Source organism: Streptococcus oralis (genome assembly GCF_019929365.1).
GTDB lineage: Bacteria > Bacillota > Bacilli > Lactobacillales > Streptococcaceae > Streptococcus > Streptococcus oralis_BT.
The window spans coordinates 220,507-238,956 of the sequence record NZ_JAHZPH010000003.1; the positions used below are offsets into that span (position 1 = coordinate 220,507).

Annotated in this window: 18 protein-coding genes and 2 tRNA genes; 17 read left to right on the forward strand and 3 right to left on the reverse strand. The window is 36.5% G+C overall.

What is annotated here, in order from left to right; all coding sequences use genetic code 11:
- Positions 1-17: 17 nt before the first annotated feature.
- The 3 genes from comC to rlmH form a co-directional block, all read right to left on the reverse strand.
- Positions 18-143: a competence-stimulating peptide ComC gene (gene comC / locus K1I53_RS06175; RefSeq protein WP_223328754.1), complete on the reverse strand. Its 126-nt coding sequence runs from the start codon at positions 141-143 to the stop codon at positions 18-20.
- A gap of 165 nt (positions 144-308) precedes the next feature.
- Positions 309-382, reverse strand: a tRNA-Arg gene (locus tag K1I53_RS06180).
- Between the two features lie 43 nt (positions 383-425).
- Entirely contained in the window at positions 426-905 is a 480-nt protein-coding gene (gene rlmH, locus K1I53_RS06185; RefSeq protein WP_223328755.1) for a 23S rRNA (pseudouridine(1915)-N(3))-methyltransferase RlmH, read from the reverse strand.
- Between the two features lie 183 nt (positions 906-1,088).
- Here rlmH and K1I53_RS06190 point away from each other — a divergent pair, with 183 nt between their 5' ends.
- The 17 genes from K1I53_RS06190 to K1I53_RS06265 all read left to right on the forward strand — a co-directional run bounded on the left by K1I53_RS06190 (position 1,089) and on the right by K1I53_RS06265 (position 18,188).
- Positions 1,089-2,279, forward strand: a complete 1,191-nt coding sequence (locus K1I53_RS06190; protein WP_223328756.1) for a S1C family serine protease — start codon at positions 1,089-1,091, stop codon at positions 2,277-2,279.
- Positions 2,280-2,336: 57 nt separating this feature from the next.
- Positions 2,337-3,095, forward strand: coding sequence for a ParB/RepB/Spo0J family partition protein (locus K1I53_RS06195; protein ID WP_093586312.1), 759 nt, complete (start codon positions 2,337-2,339; stop codon positions 3,093-3,095).
- A 222-nt stretch (positions 3,096-3,317) separates the two neighbouring features.
- Entirely contained in the window at positions 3,318-4,679 is a 1,362-nt protein-coding gene (gene dnaA, locus K1I53_RS06200) for a chromosomal replication initiator protein DnaA (RefSeq protein ID WP_000660603.1), read from the forward strand.
- Positions 4,680-4,837: 158 nt separating this feature from the next.
- Complete coding sequence (gene dnaN / locus K1I53_RS06205; RefSeq protein ID WP_000581146.1) at positions 4,838-5,974, forward strand: DNA polymerase III subunit beta; 1,137 nt, start codon at positions 4,838-4,840, stop codon at positions 5,972-5,974.
- Between the two features lie 64 nt (positions 5,975-6,038).
- Complete coding sequence (locus tag K1I53_RS06210; protein ID WP_000285184.1) at positions 6,039-6,233, forward strand: DUF951 domain-containing protein; 195 nt, start codon at positions 6,039-6,041, stop codon at positions 6,231-6,233.
- A gap of 84 nt (positions 6,234-6,317) precedes the next feature.
- Positions 6,318-7,433, forward strand: coding sequence for a redox-regulated ATPase YchF (gene ychF, locus K1I53_RS06215; RefSeq protein WP_223328757.1), 1,116 nt, complete (start codon positions 6,318-6,320; stop codon positions 7,431-7,433).
- Positions 7,434-7,506: 73 nt separating this feature from the next.
- Positions 7,507-8,076: an aminoacyl-tRNA hydrolase gene (pth, locus tag K1I53_RS06220; RefSeq protein WP_000163921.1), complete on the forward strand. Its 570-nt coding sequence runs from the start codon at positions 7,507-7,509 to the stop codon at positions 8,074-8,076.
- Positions 8,077-11,580, forward strand: a complete 3,504-nt coding sequence (mfd, locus tag K1I53_RS06225) for a transcription-repair coupling factor (protein ID WP_223328758.1) — start codon at positions 8,077-8,079, stop codon at positions 11,578-11,580.
- A gap of 57 nt (positions 11,581-11,637) precedes the next feature.
- Positions 11,638-11,904, forward strand: a complete 267-nt coding sequence (locus K1I53_RS06230) for an RNA-binding S4 domain-containing protein (RefSeq protein WP_223328759.1) — start codon at positions 11,638-11,640, stop codon at positions 11,902-11,904.
- Positions 11,897-12,265 (forward strand): septum formation initiator family protein, encoded by a 369-nt coding sequence (locus K1I53_RS06235; RefSeq protein ID WP_000041922.1) that lies wholly within the window; start codon positions 11,897-11,899, stop codon positions 12,263-12,265. Before K1I53_RS06230 ends, K1I53_RS06235 begins: the two co-directional genes overlap by 8 nt.
- Before the next feature lie 4 nt (positions 12,266-12,269).
- The gene (locus tag K1I53_RS09330; protein ID WP_000429345.1) at positions 12,270-12,392 is read left to right on the forward strand and encodes an SP_0009 family protein; all 123 of its coding nucleotides are present in this window, start codon (positions 12,270-12,272) and stop codon (positions 12,390-12,392) included.
- Positions 12,385-13,656, forward strand: a complete 1,272-nt coding sequence (locus K1I53_RS06240; RefSeq protein WP_223328760.1) for a serine hydrolase — start codon at positions 12,385-12,387, stop codon at positions 13,654-13,656. Before K1I53_RS09330 ends, K1I53_RS06240 begins: the two co-directional genes overlap by 8 nt.
- Complete coding sequence (gene tilS / locus K1I53_RS06245; protein WP_223328761.1) at positions 13,653-14,930, forward strand: tRNA lysidine(34) synthetase TilS; 1,278 nt, start codon at positions 13,653-13,655, stop codon at positions 14,928-14,930. Before K1I53_RS06240 ends, tilS begins: the two co-directional genes overlap by 4 nt.
- Positions 14,931-14,934: 4 nt before the next feature.
- Positions 14,935-15,477 carry a hypoxanthine phosphoribosyltransferase gene (hpt, locus tag K1I53_RS06250; RefSeq protein WP_223328762.1) on the forward strand — a complete coding sequence of 181 codons (543 nt, stop codon included), beginning with the start codon at positions 14,935-14,937 and terminating at the stop codon, positions 15,475-15,477.
- A 15-nt stretch (positions 15,478-15,492) separates the two neighbouring features.
- Positions 15,493-17,451 (forward strand): ATP-dependent zinc metalloprotease FtsH, encoded by a 1,959-nt coding sequence (ftsH, locus tag K1I53_RS06255; protein WP_061418814.1) that lies wholly within the window; start codon positions 15,493-15,495, stop codon positions 17,449-17,451.
- A 119-nt stretch (positions 17,452-17,570) separates the two neighbouring features.
- A complete protein-coding gene (locus tag K1I53_RS06260; RefSeq protein WP_223328763.1) occupies positions 17,571-18,044 on the forward strand; it encodes a sigma-70 family RNA polymerase sigma factor in 474 nt (157 codons plus the stop codon).
- A 72-nt stretch (positions 18,045-18,116) separates the two neighbouring features.
- Positions 18,117-18,188, forward strand: a tRNA-Glu gene (locus tag K1I53_RS06265).
- The last annotated feature ends 262 nt before the right edge of the window (positions 18,189-18,450 follow it).

Sequence of the window (18,450 nt, forward strand, 5' to 3'; positions counted from 1 at the left end):
CCTACCCTAATTTTTAATTATTTTCTTTTTTGAAAAAGAAGACTACGTATTACGTCTGGAATTCTCCATTCCCCACCTTGAATCTCCTGCAATTCTGCCTCTGTTACTTCTTTAAATTGTTCCAATTTAACTGTGTTTTTCATAATAAAATCTCCTGTATTGTTTTTCTTGTAAGTTAACTTACACACCTATTATACAAAATGAAGACCATGTAAGAAAAAATTCTTCCCAACTGTACATTTTTGTACCTGAAATGCACTTTTTTAAGAAAAAAGCTGGGAGTAATCCCAGCTTCTTCTCTAATGTACTGATCCCAGCAGGATTCGAACCTGCGACCGTTCGCTTAGAAGGCGAATGCTCTATCCAGCTGAGCTATGAGACCTAACATGACCATTCTATCAAAAAACAAGAAGTAAGTCAATCTTCTATTTATGATAGGGGGATCCCTGCTGAATGGTAAAAGCACGATAAATTTGTTCAACAAGGACTAATCTCATTAACTGATGTGGTAAAGTTAAACGCCCAAAACTAACAGAGAGATTAGCTCGATGCTTCACAGAAGGGGATAGTCCCAAACTTCCACCAATAATAAATGTAAGGGTAGAAAATCCCTTTATAGAAGCCTGTTCCAGCTGTTTACTGAATTCTTCTGAAGAGAGAGTTTTTCCTTCAATTGCCAACACAATAACAAAATCTCTTTCTCCAACTTTAGAAAGAATTCGATTTCCCTCTATTTCTAATATTTTGTGATTTTCTGACTCACTTGCCTTATCTGGAGTTTTTTCATCAGCTAGCTCAATGATTTCTACAGTGGCGAAACGTGAAATTCGTTTAGTATATTCAGCAATACCATCTTTAAGGTATTTTTCCTTCAGTTTTCCAACTGTTACAATTTTTATTTTCATTCTTCTATTCTAACATATTCACACTTCATTTCACATCTTATTCACAAAAAATTATATAGGAAAACAAGCAAATTCACAGAATAACGTAAGTTATCCACAACTTGTGTAAAACTTCTACCTTTAAGCTTGAATTAAGTTAATAGATTTATACTTTAATCAAATAAAAAACAAACGGAGGCGTTTATGAAACACTTACAAAAATTTTACAAAAAAGGAGTTACCTTTCTTATCATCATTCTGATAGGATTTTTGAGTGGTGCCCTGGGAAGTTTTGTGACACTGCAACTTTATCAAAAACAAGTAAGTCAAGCCGCAAATAACACTACAAACACTGTTACTCAGACTTCCTACAAAAATGAAAATGCAACAACTCAGGCCGTTAACAAGGTAAAAGATGCTGTTGTGTCGGTCATCACTTATTCAGCAAATCGGCAAAATAGTGTTTTTGGAAATGACGAGACAGATACGGATACCGACTCTCAACAGGTAGCAAGTGAAGGTTCAGGGGTTATCTATAAAAAGAACGACAAAGATGCCTATCTTGTAACAAATACTCACGTTATCAATGGAGCTTCAAAAGTCGATATCCGTTTAGCAGACGGTACAAAAGTTCCTGGTGAAATTGTCGGTTCTGATACGTTCTCTGATATTGCTGTCGTAAAAATTTCTTCAGAAAAAGTCACAACCGTAGCAGAATTTGGAGATTCTAGCAAACTAAATGTTGGTGAGACTGCAATCGCAATTGGTAGTCCTCTAGGATCCGAATATGCCAATACAGTTACCCAAGGAATCATTTCAAGTCTCAATCGAAATGTCTCTCTAAAATCTCAAGATGGTCAAGCCATTTCTACAAAAGCTATTCAGACAGATACTGCCATTAACCCTGGTAACTCTGGTGGTCCACTTATAAACATTCAAGGTCAAGTTATCGGGATTACATCAAGTAAAATTGCAAGTAATGGTGGAACCTCTGTCGAAGGTCTTGGTTTTGCAATCCCATCAAATGATGCTCAAAATATTATTAAACAGCTTGAAAGTGACGGTAAAGTGACTCGCCCTGCTCTTGGAATTCAAATGGTTAATTTAGCTAATATCGGAGCTAGTGATCTTAGAAAACTCAATATTCCAAGTAGCGTAACTTCTGGTGTAGTGGTAAAATCTGTTCAAAGTAATATGCCTGCATCTGGTCACCTTGAAAAATACGACGTTATTACCAAAGTTGACGACAAGGATATTTCTTCGTCAACAGATTTACAGAGTGCTCTTTACAACCATTCTATCGGAGACACCATTAAAATCACCTACTATCGAAATGGGAAAGAGGAGACTACAACTGTTAAGCTAGATAAAAGTACAAGTGATTTAGAATCTTAATTGACATCAGTGTAAAGAAAACTTTACATATAATAAAAGATATGTTAGTGTAGAATCATGGAAAAATTTGAAATGATTTCTATCTCAGAAATACAAAAAAATCCCTATCAACCTCGAAAAGAATTTAATGCAGATAAACTAAGGGAATTGGCTGAGTCAATCAAAGAAAATGGGGTCATCCAACCCATCATCGTTCGTCAATCTCCTGTAATTGGTTATGAAATCCTTGCAGGAGAGAGACGATATCGGGCTTCTCTCTTAGCTGGTCTCACTTCTATTCCAGCCGTTGTGAAACACCTCTCAGATCAGGAAATGATGATCCAGTCTATCATTGAGAATTTACAGAGAGAAAACTTGAATCCAGTTGAAGAGGCACGCGCCTACGAATCTTTGGTAGAAAAAGGATTTACTCACACTGAGATAGCGGATAAAATGGGGAAATCTCGTCCTTATATCACTAATTTTATTCGTTTGCTTTCCCTACCAGAGCACATCTTATCTGAAGTAGAAAATGGAAAAATTTCTCAAGCTCATGCACGTTCACTAGTTGGTTTGAATAAAGAGCAGCAAGACTATTTTTTTCAACTAATTAAAAATGAAGACATCTCTGTGAGAAAGTTAGAAACACTGCTGACAGAGAAAAAACAAAAGAAGCAGAAAAAAAGTGATTCTTTCATCAAAGATGAGGAAGATAAATTAAAAAAACTACTTGGATTAAATGTAGAAATCAAACTTTCTAAAAAAGATACTGGAAAGGTTATTATTTCTTTTTCAAGTCAAGAAGAATATGACAGAATTATCAACAGCCTGAAATAAGGCTGTTCTTTTATTTTCTTAATCAACAATTTTATCCACTAATTTTTTTAACAAAAGACTTACTAAATCAAGGTTTTTGCTATTTATCCCCAATCTGTGGATAAAAAATATAAACATTGTGGATTCTTTTCCACAGATTGTGGAAAAATGGTAGCATCTATGGTAAAATAAGTCTAACAGTAAACCTTTTTACATCAAATATAGCAAAGGAGGGGATAATCGGTGAAAGAAAAACAATTTTGGAATCAAATCTTGGAATTAGCTCAAGAAAGATTGACACGTTCTATGTACGATTTCTACGCCACACCTGCTGAACTCATAAAAGTGGAGGGAAATGTAGCTACTATCTTTTTACCTAGACCTGAAATGGAAATGGTTTGGAAAAAACAACTCAAAGATATCATTGTGGCTGCTGGTTTTGAAGTTTATGATACTGAAATAAAAACTCAATTTGTCTTAACAAAGCCTGAGGAAGAATCTTCAACCTATGTCATGGATTCTGAAAATAGCAATCATTATGTTGCTTCACAGGCCAATCTTGCTATTCCATATTCTGAAACAGGATTGAAGGAAAAATATACCTTTGATAACTTTATTCAAGGAGATGGGAATATCTGGGCTAAGTCTGCTGCTCTGGCTGTTTCCGAAGATCTCGCCTTGACTTATAATCCCCTTTTCATTTATGGTGGTCCTGGACTAGGGAAAACCCACTTACTGAATGCTATCGGAAATGAAATTCTAAAAAATATTCCTGAAGCTCGGGTTAAGTATATTCCTGCTGAAAGTTTTATCAACGACTTTCTTGAGCATCTGAGGCTTGGGGAAATGGAAAAATTTAAAAAAACTTACCGAAGTCTTGATCTCTTGCTGATTGATGATATCCAATCTCTCAGTGGCAAAAAAGTTGCAACTCAAGAAGAATTTTTCAATACCTTCAATGCTCTTCATAGCAATCAAAAACAAATCGTTCTGACTAGTGACCGAAGTCCTAAACATTTAGAGGGCCTTGAGGAAAGACTTGTCACGCGCTTTAGCTGGGGCTTGACTCAAAATATCACACCACCTGACTTTGAGACACGTATCGCCATTCTTCAGAGTAAAACGGAACATTTGGACTATAATTTTCAAAGCGATACACTAGAATACCTAGCAGGTCAATTCGATTCAAATGTTCGAGAACTTGAAGGAGCGATCAACGATATCACTTTAATTGCCAGAGTAAAGAAGATTAAAGACATCACTATTGATATCGCTGCTGAAGCTATCAGAGCTCGCAAACAAGATGTTAGCCAACTGCTAGTCATTCCAATTGACAAAATCCAAACTGAAGTTGGTAATTTTTATGGAGTGAGTGTCAAAGAAATGAAGGGGACGAGACGAGTTCAAAATATCGTTTTGGCGCGTCAAGTGGCCATGTATCTAGCTAGAGAACTGACAGATAATAGTCTTCCAAAAATCGGAAAAGAATTCGGAGGAAAGGATCACACCACCGTTATTCATGCCCATGCTAAAATTAAATCCTTGATTGACGAAGACGATAATTTACGCTTAGAAATCGAAGCAATCAAAAAGAAAATTAAATAGTTTGTGGATAACTTTTCCTTTCTTATCTTTTTTATCCACATTTTTTAAACAAGCTAAAAAGCTTGAAGTCATTAAATAGAAATCAGTTTTCCACAGAATTCACACACTCTATTATTTCTATTATCCTTCTAATACTAAAAATAAATAAAGGAGAATCCATGATTCATTTTTCAATTAATAAAAATTTATTTCTACAAGCCCTAAATACCACAAAACGAGCAATTAGCTCCAAAAATGCTATTCCAATTTTATCAACCATCAAAATTGATGTTACCAATGAAGGAATTACTTTAATTGGATCAAATGGTCAAATTTCCATTGAAAATTTCATTTCTCAAAAGAATGAAGATGCAGGTCTTTTGATTACTTCCTTAGGTTCGATTCTTCTTGAAGCTTCTTTCTTTATCAATGTTGTATCTAGTCTTCCAGATGTAACGCTAGATTTCAAAGAAATTGAACAAAAACAAATTGTCTTAACAAGTGGAAAATCAGAAATCACCCTAAAAGGAAAAGATAGCGAACAATATCCACGAATCCAAGAAATTTCAGCAAGCACTCCTTTGGTTCTTGAAACCAAACTACTCAAGAAAATTATCAATGAAACAGCTTTTGCTGCAAGTACGCAAGAAAGTCGTCCAATTTTAACAGGTGTTCACTTCGTATTGAGCCAACACAAGGAACTAAAAACAGTTGCAACAGACTCTCATCGCCTTAGCCAGAAAAAATTGACTCTTGAAAAAAATGGAGATGATTTCGATGTGGTGATTCCTAGTCGTTCTCTACGCGAATTTTCAGCTGTATTTACGGATGATATTGAAACAGTGGAGATTTTCTTTGCAAATAATCAAATCCTCTTTAGAAGCGAAAATATTAGCTTCTATACTCGTCTCCTAGAAGGAAACTATCCTGATACGGATCGTTTGATTCCAACAGACTTTAACACTACAATTACTTTTGATGTGGTTAATTTGCGTCAATCTATGGAGCGTGCTCGCCTCTTATCAAGTGCGACTCAAAATGGTACTGTGAAGCTTGAAATTAAAGGTGGAGTTGTTAGTGCCCATGTTCACTCTCCAGAAGTTGGTAAAGTAAACGAAGAAATCGATACTGAGCAGGTGACTGGAGACGATTTGACTATTAGTTTCAACCCAACTTACTTGATTGATTCCCTCAAGGCTTTAAATAGTGAAAAAGTGACCATTAGCTTTATCTCAGCTGTTCGTCCATTTACTCTTGTGCCAGCAGATACTGACGAAGATTTCATGCAGCTCATTACACCAGTTCGTACAAATTAAGTAAAAGAGGTTGAGCTTGGCTCGCCTCTTTTATGATATAATCAAAAAAGAAAAGGAGAGTAGTATGTATCAAGTTGGAAATTTTGTTGAGATGAAAAAACCACATGCTTGCACAATTAAATCAACAGGTAAAAAAGCCAATCGTTGGGAAATTACACGTGTAGGGGCAGATATCAAAATCAAATGTAGCAATTGTGACCACCTTGTCATGATGAGTCGCTATGATTTTGAACGAAAAATGAATAAGATTATTGACTAAGAATCCTTAGTTAGAGAGTTAGCAAGTTTTCCCTTTTTGTGTTATAATGTTAGGGATTGAAATGAGAACGGAGAATGAGAAACTATGTCTTTAACAGCAGGTATCGTTGGTTTGCCAAACGTTGGTAAATCAACCCTTTTTAATGCAATTACAAAAGCAGGAGCAGAGGCTGCAAACTATCCATTTGCGACTATTGATCCAAACGTAGGAATGGTAGAAGTTCCGGATGAACGCCTACAAAAACTAACTGAAATGATCACACCTAAAAAGACAGTACCAACAACCTTTGAATTTACAGATATTGCAGGGATTGTAAAAGGAGCTTCAAAAGGAGAAGGGCTAGGGAATAAATTCTTGGCCAATATTCGTGAAGTAGATGCGATTGTTCACGTAGTTCGTGCTTTTGATGATGAAAATGTTATGCGCGAGCAAGGACGTGAGGATGCTTTTGTGGATCCACTTGCAGATATTGATACCATTAACCTGGAGTTGATTCTTGCTGACTTAGAATCAGTCAATAAGCGTTATGCGCGTGTAGAAAAGATGGCACGTACGCAAAAAGATAAGGAATCCGTAGCAGAGTTTAACGTTCTTCAAAAGATTAAACCTGTTCTTGAAGATGGAAAATCAGCACGTACTATTGAATTTACAGATGAAGAACAAAAGGTTGTCAAAGGTCTCTTCCTTTTGACGACTAAACCAGTTCTTTATGTTGCCAATGTGGATGAGGATGTAGTTTCAGATCCAGATTCTATCGACTATGTTAAACAAATTCGAGAATTTGCAGCGACAGAAAATGCAGAGGTAGTAGTTATTTCTGCGCGTGCTGAAGAAGAAATTTCTGAGTTAGACGATGAAGATAAGCAAGAGTTTCTTGAAGCACTTGGCTTGACAGAATCAGGTGTTGATAAGTTGACTCGTGCAGCTTACCACTTGCTTGGACTCGGAACTTACTTTACAGCTGGTGAAAAAGAAGTCCGTGCTTGGACCTTTAAGCGTGGGATGAAGGCTCCTCAAGCAGCTGGTATTATCCACTCAGACTTTGAAAAAGGTTTTATTCGTGCAGTGACCATGTCATATGAGGATTTAGTGAAATACGGATCTGAAAAGGCTGTAAAAGAAGCTGGACGCTTGCGTGAAGAAGGAAAAGAATATATCGTTCAAGATGGCGATATCATGGAATTCCGCTTTAATGTCTAATAACATTTAATAAATAGTGTCAATTAGGTTGGAAAAAAAATTCCAACCCTTTTGGCTTTTGAAAGGAAAATAAATGACTAAATTACTTGTAGGATTGGGAAATCCAGGGGATAAATATTTTGAAACCAAGCACAATGTTGGCTTTATGTTGATTGACCAACTAGCTAAAAAACAAAATGTCACCTTTACACATGACAAGATATTTCAAGCTGACCTAGCATCTTTTTTCTTCAATGGAGAAAAAATTTATCTCGTCAAACCAACAACATTTATGAATGAAAGTGGAAAAGCAGTTCATGCTTTATTGACTTACTATGGTTTGGATATTGAAGATTTACTCGTTATTTACGACGACCTTGACATGGAAGTCGGAAAAATTCGTTTAAGAGCAAAGGGCTCAGCAGGTGGGCATAATGGTATCAAGTCTATTATTCAACATATAGGGACTCAGGTATTTAACCGTGTTAAAATAGGTATTGGAAGACCCAAAAAAGGCATGTCAGTTGTTCACCATGTTTTAAGTAAGTTTGATCAAGATGACTATGTAGGTATTTTACAGTCAATTGACAAGGTTGACGATGCTGTAAATTACTATTTACAAGAGAAAAACTTTGAGAAAACGATGCAGAGGTATAATGGATAAATGGTGACTTTATTAGATTTATTCTCAGAAAATGACCAGATAAAAAAATGGCATCAAAATCTGATAGATAAGAAAAGACAACTAATACTTGGTTTATCAACGTCTACCAAAGCTCTTGTAATTGCAAGCAGTCTAGAAAAAGAAAATAAGATTGTGTTACTGACATCAACTTATGGAGAAGCAGAACGAATTATCAGTGATCTTCTTTCTATCTTAGGAGAGGAATTTGTCTATCCATTTTTGGTAGACGACTCTCCTATGGTAGAGTTTTTGATGTCTTCACAAGAAAAAATCATTTCGAGAGTTGAAGCCTTGCGTTTTTTGAGTGATCCGTCTAAGAAAGGGATTTTAGTTTGTAATATCGCAGCAAGTCGATTGATTTTACCTTCTCCAACTGAATTTAAAGAAAGTATTATAAGGATTGCAGTTGGTGAAGAATATGACCAACATGACCTTCTTCACAAATTAAAGGAAATCGGTTATCGAAAAGTTACTCAAGTACAGACCCAAGGTGAGTTTAGTATTCGAGGAGATATTTTAGATATTTTTGAGATGTCTCAGTTAGAACCTTTCCGAATTGAGTTTTTTGGTGATGAAGTTGATGGCATTCGTACTTTTGAAGTCGAGACACAATTATCGAAGGAAAATCAAACAGAACTAACCATCTTTCCAGCTAGTGATATACTTTTAAAAGAAAGTGACTATTTACGAGGTCAGTCAGCTTTAGAAAAGCAAATTTCGAAGATCTTATCACCAATTTTAAAATCATATTTGGAAGAGATTTTGTCAAGTTTTCATCAAAAACAAGTACATTCAGATAGTCGAAAGTTTTTGTCCTTATGTTATGATAAAACATGGACTGTATTTGATTATATTGAAAAAGACACGCCAGTATTCTTTGATGACTATCAAAAATTGATGAATCAGTATGAAGCCTTTGAAAGAGAATTAGCGCAATACTTTACAGAAGATTTACAGAATGGTAAATCATTTTCTGGGATGCAGTATTTTGCAGATACAGAGCAAACCTATAAAAAACAAAGTCCAGTTACCTTTTTCTCTAATCTTCAAAAGGGTTTAGGAAATCTCAAGTTTGATCACATTTATCAATTTAATCAATATCCTATGCAGGAGTTTTTCAATCAATTTTCTTTTCTTAAAGAAGAAATTGAGCGATATAAAAAAATGGACTACACCATTGTTTTGCAGTCTAGCAATTCAATGGGAAGTAAAACATTGGAGGATGTTTTAGAGGAATACCAGATCAAATTGGATTCCAGAGATAAGTCAAGTATCTGTAAAGAATCTGTAAACTTGATTGAGGGTAATCTAAGACATGGTTTTCATTTTGTAGATGAAAAAATTCTCCTGATTACTGAACATGAGATTTTTCAAAAGAAATTAAAACGTCGTTTTAGAAGACAACATGCTTCAAATGCAGAGCGATTAAAAGATTATAATGAACTTGAAAAAGGGGACTACGTTGTTCACCATATCCATGGAATTGGTCAATATCTAGGAATTGAAACAATTGAAATCAAAGGGATTCACCGTGATTATGTCAGTGTTCAATATCAAAATGGGGATCAAATCTCCATCCCAGTAGAGCAGATTCAGTTACTGTCCAAATATGTTTCAAGTGATGGGAAAGCGCCAAAACTTAATAAATTAAATGACGGGCATTTTAAAAAGGCCAAGCAAAAAGTTAAGAACCAGGTAGAGGATATAGCTGACGATTTAATTAAACTCTATTCTGAACGTAGTCAGTTGAAGGGTTTTGCTTTCTCAGCTGATGATGAAGATCAACATGCTTTTGATGATGCCTTCCCTTATGTTGAAACGGATGATCAACTTCGTAGTATTGAGGAAATCAAGAGAGATATGCAGGATTCTCATCCCATGGATCGACTTTTAGTTGGGGATGTTGGTTTTGGAAAGACTGAAGTTGCAATGCGTGCAGCCTTTAAGGCGGTCAATGATCACAAACAGGTGGTCGTTCTAGTTCCAACGACGGTTTTAGCGCAACAGCACTATACGAATTTTAAGGAACGATTCCAAAATTTTGCTGTTAATATTGATGTGTTGAGTCGCTTTAGAAGTAAAAAAGAGCAGGCAGAGACACTTGAAAAATTAAAGAATGGTCAAGTCGATATTTTGATTGGAACGCATCGTGTTTTGTCAAAAGATGTTGTGTTTTCAGATTTGGGCTTGATGATTATTGATGAGGAACAACGATTTGGTGTCAAGCATAAGGAAACTTTGAAAGAACTGAAAAAACAAGTAGATGTTCTAACCTTGACAGCAACGCCGATTCCTCGTACTCTTCATATGTCTATGCTGGGAATCCGAGATTTGTCTGTTATTGAAACTCCTCCAACCAATCGCTATCCTGTTCAAACCTATGTATTGGAGAAGAATGATAGTGTGATTCGTGATGCTGTCTTGCGTGAAATGGAGCGTGGAGGTCAAGTTTACTATCTTTACAATAAAGTTGACACGATTGACCAGAAGGTCTCAGAATTACAGGAGTTGATTCCAGAGGCTTCTATTGGGTATGTTCATGGACAAATGAGTGAAATTCAGTTAGAAAATACTCTACTGGACTTTATTGAAGGTCAGTATGATATTTTGGTGACAACTACTATTATTGAAACAGGAGTGGACATTCCAAACGCCAATACCTTATTTATTGAAAATGCAGATCATATGGGCTTGTCAACCTTGTATCAATTAAGAGGAAGAGTCGGTCGTAGCAATCGCATTGCTTATGCCTATCTTATGTATCGTCCAGAAAAATCAATCAGTGAAGTCTCTGAAAAGAGATTAGAAGCGATTAAGGGATTTACAGAATTGGGCTCTGGATTTAAGATTGCGATGCGAGATCTTTCGATTCGTGGTGCAGGAAATCTATTAGGAAAATCGCAGTCTGGTTTCATTGATTCTGTTGGTTTTGAATTGTATTCGCAGTTATTAGAGGAAGCTATTGCTAAACGTAACGGCAATGGGAATACAAGAACCAAAGGAAATGCTGAGTTGATTTTACAAATCGATGCCTATCTTCCTGACACTTATATTTCTGATCAACGACATAAAATTGAGATTTACAAGAAAATTCGTCAAATTGACAACCGTGTCAACTATGAAGAATTACAAGAAGAATTGATGGACCGCTTTGGAGAATATCCAGACGTAGTAGCCTATCTTTTAGAGATTGGTTTGGTCAAATCATACTTGGATAAGGTCTTTGTAGAACGTGTGGAGAGAAAAGAAAATAAGATTACAGTTCAATTTGAAAAAGTTACTCAACGACTGTTCTTGGCTCAAGATTATTTTAAAGCCTTATCCGCAACGAACTTAAAGGCAGCTATAGCTGAGAATAAGGGATTAATGGAAGTCGTATTTGATGTCCGAAACAAGAAGGATTATGAAATTTTAGAAGGTCTGCTGATTTTTGGAGAAAATTTATTAGAGATAAAAGAATCAAAGGAAGCTAATTCTCTTTGACGTTTTTCTTCTATAAAAGGGATAAAAATGGTACAATAATAATTTGAGGTAATAAAAATGAGATTAGACAAGTATTTAAAAGTATCACGAATTATTAAGCGTCGCACGGTCGCAAAAGAAGTAGCAGATAAAGGTAGAATCAAGGTGAACGGAATCTTGGCCAAAAGTTCAACGGATTTAAAAGTTGATGACCAAGTTGAAATTCGCTTTGGAAATAAGTTGTTGCTTATTAAAGTACTAGAGATGAAAGATAGTACAAAAAAAGAAGATGCAGCAGGCATGTACGAAATTCTCAGTGAAACACGGGTAGAAGAAAATGTCTAAAAATATTGTACAGATGAATAATTCTTTTATTCAAAATGAACATCAACGTCGTCGTTACCTGATGAAAGAGAGACAAAAACGAAATCGCTTTATGGGTTGGGTCCTTATTTTGATGATCTTGTTGTTTATTTTACCAACTTATAACTTGGCTCAAAGCTATGATCAGTTACTGCAACGCCGCCAGCAATTGACAGAGTTGAAAGAGCAGTACCAAACTCTTAGTGATGAAAAGGATAAGGAATCTGCTTTTGCTGCAAAGTTGAAAGATGAAGACTATGTAGCAAAATATGCACGCGCCAAGTACTATTACTCAAAGAAACGAGAAGCAATTTATACCATTCCTGATTTGCTTCCGAGGTAATGTCATGGAAAATTTATTAGAAGTTGTTGAGCAGTTTTTAAGTTTATCAGATGAAAAATTAGAGGAATTAGCAACTAAAAATCATTTATTACGATTACAAGAAGAAAGGGAAGGGAAGAATGCGTAAGTTCTTAGTAGTGTTATCGCTACTATCTGTTTTTATCATAACTTCAAGAGTAGTTAGCACAGAAAAACAGCTTCCTTACTCTTCACAAGAAATTTATTATCTAACTGAGTCTGATCATGGATTCTACTATAAAGAAACCCTTGAATCGCCAATGGTTTATAGAGAAACGGCTATCTATGCAAATGAGGATTTGATTAAGGAGTCTGGAAAATTGACTCCTGGAACCACCTTTAAAATCGTAGAATGGCGTTTGAATAGACAAGGTATTCCTGTTTTTAAATTAGATAATCATCAGTTTATCGTTGCAGATAAGCGCTTGGTCTATGATCAAAGTCAAGTTCAAACTCAAAATAGACAAGTATGGTTGGACTCGGGTTTTGTCATCTATAACAGTCCTTATGGTGCTAAAGAAATTTCTTCATTCCTCTCTCCCTATCAACGCGTAACAGTGGATAGAACCCTCTTTGCTGAGGGACAAGAATTTCTTCATATTGATCAAATTGGGTGGGTATCAAAAGAGTTCGTCTCAGAAGAAGATAATCGTATCCAGAAGGTTCAAGAAGTCTTGTCAAGCAACTATCAGAATGAAAATTATTCTATTTATGTTAAACAGCTGAGTACAGGAAAAGAAGCTGGGGTGAATGAAGACAGCAAACTCTATGCAGCTAGCATCTTGAAGCTAGCCTATCTTTATTACGCTCAAGATAAGATAAATCAAGGGGAATATACGCTGAACAGTAACTTCAAGTATATCCCAGAGGTAAATAGCTTTCCCGGATCCTATAAACCAGAAGGTAGTGGTAGTTTACCTAAAACAGGAGACAACAAAGATTACAGTCTCCAACAGCTAATTACCAAGATAACAAAGGAGTCTGACAATGTTGCTCATAATATTTTAGGTTATTATGTGACCAATCAATCTGACGGGGCTTTTAAAGAGAAAATGTCTACTATTATGGGTGAAAATTGGGATGTGAATGATAAATTAACTTCTTCAAAAATGGCTGGAAAGGTCATGGAAGCTATTTATAATCAGAATGGCTTTGTACTAGAGTCTCTAAGTAAGACGAATTTTGATAACCAACGAATTGCGAAAGGTGTTTCGGTTAAGGTAGCTCATAAAATTGGAGATGCTGACGAGTTCAAACATGATACTGCCATTGTCTTTACAGACTCACCTTTCATTCTCTCTATTTTCACTAAAAATTCTGATTATGACACCATTGCTAAGATAGCTAAGGATGTCTATGAGGTTCTAAAATGAAGGACCAGGATTTTTTAAATCATTTTCTCCAAAAAGAGTATTTCAAAAAACATTCTAAGGTCGTATTAGCTCTGTCTGGTGGATTGGATTCGATGTTTTTATTCCAGCTATTGTCTACTTATCAAAATGAGTTGGGAATTGAGTTGATTTTAGCACATGTCAATCACAAGCAGAGAAGTGAGTCTGACTGGGAGGAAAATGAACTAAGAAAGTTAGCTGATGCAGCTGGACTTCCTATTTATATCACAAGCTTTTCAGGAGACTTTTCAGAAGCGCGTGCTCGAGAGTTTCGTTATGATTTTTTTAGGAAAATCATGAAAGAGGTTGGAGCGACAGCCTTGGTTACTGCTCATCATGCGGATGATCAGGTTGAAACGATTTTGATGCGGTTCATTCGCGGAAGTCGGCTACGTCATTTAACAGGAATAAAAGAAAGTCAAGTCGTTGATGATATTGAAATCATCCGTCCCTTGTTGCATTTTCATAAAAAAGATTTTCCACTAATTTTTCATTTCGAAGATCAAACAAATCAGGAAAATACCTATTTTCGCAATCGTATTCGAAATAGGTATTTACCAGAACTTGAAAAAGAAAATCCTCGTCTTAAATCCGCCCTTTTAGATTTAGGAAGGGAGATTTCAGATTACCAAGTAGCCATAACGGAGCTTTCTAAACAGATTGATGTGGAAGATTTGAATGAGCTCTTTTCATACTCTCAACAAACTCAAGGGGTCTTGCTTCAGAACTATCTCAATCAATTTCCTGACTTAAATCTTACGAAAGCTCAGTTTGCAGAAGTTCGACAGATTTTAGCAACTAAAAGTCAATATCGTCACTCACTGAAAAATGGTTATGAATTGATCAAAGAGTATCAGAATTTTCGAGTTTGCAAAATCAGTCTACAGGCTGATGAAAAGAAAGATGAACTTGTGTTACACTATCAAAATCAAGTTCGATATATGGGTTATTTATTTTCTTTTGGTATCCCTGTTGAAGGGGACGCTGTTCAAAAAGTAACGGTTTCACGGGAAACACCTGTATATATTAGATGTCGAAAATCTGGCGATGTTCTTATCCTGAATGGGCACCGAAAGAAACTGAGACGTTTATTTATAGATTTGAAAATCCCTATTGAAAAACGAAAAACAACCCCTATTATTGAGCAATTTGGAGAAATTGTCTCAATTTTGGGAATTGCTATCAGTGATTTGAGTAAAAACACGAAAAATGATATAATGAACACTGTACTTTATATAGAAAAAATAGATAGGTAAAAAGATGTTAGAACACGATATTGAAAAAATCCTCGTTTCACATGATGAAATTACAGAAGCAGCTAAAAAGCTAGGTGCGCAACTAACAAAAGAATATGAGGGGAAAAATCCAATTCTTGTTGGAATTTTGAAAGGATCGATTCCTTTTATGGCTGAATTGGTCAAACATATTGATACGCATATTGAGATGGACTTCATGATGGTATCTAGTTACCATGGTGGAACAGCAAGTAGTGGTGTCATCAATATCAAGCAAGACGTGACTCAAGATATCAAAGGAAGACATGTTTTATTTGTAGAGGATATCATCGATACAGGTCAAACTTTGAAGAATTTGAAAGATATGTTTATTGCAAGAGAGGCAGCTTCGGTTAAAATTGCGACTTTGTTGGACAAACCAGAGGGACGTGTTGTTGAAATTGAAGCGGATTATACTTGCTTTACTATTCCAAATGAGTTTGTAGTAGGTTATGGTTTGGACTACAAAGAAAATTATCGTAATCTTCCTTATGTTGGAGTGTTGAAAGAGGAAGTTTATTCAAATTAGAAAGATCTATCTTTAATGAAAAAACAAAATAATGGTTTAGTTAGAAATCCATTTCTATACTTGTTAATTATCTTCTTCCTTGTGACAGGATTCCAGTATTTTTACTCTGGAAATACTGCTGGACGAAGCGAAAAAATTAACTATACAGAATTGGTAAAAGAAATTACAGCAGACAATGTAAAAGAATTGACCTATCAGCCAAATGGTAGCATCATTGAGGTGTCTGGTGTTTATAAAAATCCTAAGACTAGTAAAGAAGAAACAGGGATTCAATTTTTCACTCCTACTGCTACAAAAGTAGAAAGATTCTCAAGTACCATTCTTCCGTCGGATTCAACAGTTTCAGAATTGCAAAAGCTTGCTTCTGAACATCAGGCTGAGGTAACAGTCAAACATGAGAGTTCAAGTGGTATGTGGATCAATATCCTTGTTTCTGTTGTGCCATTTGCTATTCTCTTCTTCTTCCTATTCTCTATGATGGGAAATATGGGAGGAAATAATAGTAGAAATCCAATGAGTTTTGGACGTAGCAAGGCCAAAGCTGCTAATAAAGAAGATATCAAGGTACGATTCTCAGATGTTGCGGGTGCCGAGGAAGAAAAACAAGAATTAGTAGAAGTTGTTGAATTCCTAAAAGATCCAAAACGATTTACAAAACTTGGTGCGCGTATTCCTGCGGGTGTTCTTTTGGAGGGACCTCCAGGGACAGGTAAGACTTTACTTGCTAAGGCAGTTGCTGGGGAAGCAGGAGTTCCATTCTTTAGCATCTCAGGTTCTGACTTTGTAGAAATGTTTGTCGGAGTTGGTGCAAGTCGTGTTCGTTCTCTTTTTGAGGATGCAAAAAAAGCAGCGCCAGCTATCATCTTTATCGATGAAATTGATGCTGTTGGTCGCCAACGTGGTGTCGGTCTCGGTGGAGGAAATGATGAACGTGAACAAACCTTGAACCAACTCTTGATTGAAATGGATGGTTTTGAGGGCAATGAAGGAATCATCGTTATCGCTGCGACGAACCGTTCAGATGTTCTAGATCCAGCTCTTCTCCGCCCAGGACGTTTCGATAGAAAAGTCTTGGTTGGTCGTCCTGATGTTAAAGGTCGTGAAGCAATCTTGAAAGTTCACGCTAAAAATAAACCTCTGGCAGACGATGTTGATTTGAAACTAGTTGCCCAACAAACCCCAGGTTTTGTTGGTGCTGACTTGGAAAATGTTCTAAACGAGGCGGCTTTGGTTGCTGCCCGTCGCAACAAGTCAGTCATTGATGCTTCAGATATTGATGAGGCAGAGGACAGAGTGATTGCGGGACCATCTAAGAAAGATAAAACAGTATCACAAAGAGAACGTGAATTAGTTGCTTACCACGAGGCTGGACATACAATTGTTGGTTTAGTCTTGTCAAATGCTCGTGTTGTTCATAAAGTGACCATTGTGCCACGTGGACGTGCAGGCGGATACATGATTGCACTTCCTAAAGAAGACCAAATGCTTCTTTCTAAAGAAGATATGAAAGAGCAATTGGCAGGTTTGATGGGTGGTCGTGTAGCTGAAGAGATTATCTTTAATGTCCAAACTACAGGAGCTTCCAATGACTTTGAACAAGCTACACAGATGGCGCGTGCAATGGTTACTGAATACGGTATGAGTGAAAAACTTGGTCCAGTTCAATACGAAGGTAATCATGCTATGTTTGGTGCACAAAGTCCTCAAAAATCAATTTCAGAGCAAACAGCCTATGAGATTGATGAGGAAGTGCGTTCATTATTAAATGAAGCACGAAACAAAGCAGCTGAAATTATTCAATCAAATCGTGAAACCCACAAGTTGATTGCAGAAGCCTTGTTGAAATACGAAACATTGGATAGTACACAGATTAAATCTCTTTACGAAACAGGAAAAATGCCTGAGACTGTAGAAGAGGAATCTCATGCACTATCTTATGATGAAGTAAAATCAAAAATGAGTGAAGAAAAATAACCCCAGAGAGACCTTGTCTCTCTTTTTATGTGCCGTTGAGAGAGGAAGAAGTATAGAATAGAGGAAATAGACCATGGGTTCGTGCATTTTGTTAAACTAAATGCAGAAAGGAGAGGCCTATGAATCTAAAAGAGTTGTATGAAGAAAGTAAAGGGATTGTCCATAAGTGCCGCAAAGAATACCATTTACATCTGTGGGAGAAAGAGGACTGGGATCAGGAGGGGATGCTGTGCCTGTATGAGCTAGTGAACCAGCATCCAGAGTTACTAGAGGGTGAGCGTCATCGACTATATGTCTGCTTTAAAACCAAATTCCGCAATCGCATCCTAGACTACATCCGTAAACAGGAAAGTCACAAGCGCCGTTTCGACAAAGAGCCTTATGAGGAGGTGAGCGAAATCAGCCATCGCCTAGGAGAAAAAGGCCTGAGACTGGATGATTATTATCTCTTTCATGAGCTTCTAAAGAATTACAAGGCAAGTCAGGGGAAAGAAAAACAAGAACAACTAGAACGCCTGATGGGAGGAGAATGTTTCAAAGGACGCAAGGCACTTCTAGGAGAATTAAGAGTGGTATTGAGTGATTTTAGATAAACTGAAAATAGGCAAAAAAGTCCTTGACAAAGTGTAAAAAGTAGGTATAATAGAAAGAGTTGAAAAGCTCAAGGTCCGTTGGTCAAGGGGTTAAGACACCGCCTTTTCACGGCGGTAACACGGGTTCGAATCCCGTACGGACTATGGGTGTATCGCAGGGATGAAAAAATTAAAAAAAGTTTCAAAAAAGTGTTGACATAGGTCAACAGCTGTGATATACTAATATAGTTGTCGCTTGAGAGAAATTGAGTGACAAAGACCTTTGAAAACTGAACAAGACGAACCAATGTGCAGGGCACTATAACAAAGGTTATAGTACTGAACAATGAAAAAAACAATAAATCTGTCAGTGACAGAAATGAGTGAGAACTCAAACTTTTAATGAGAGTTTGATCCTGGCTCAGGA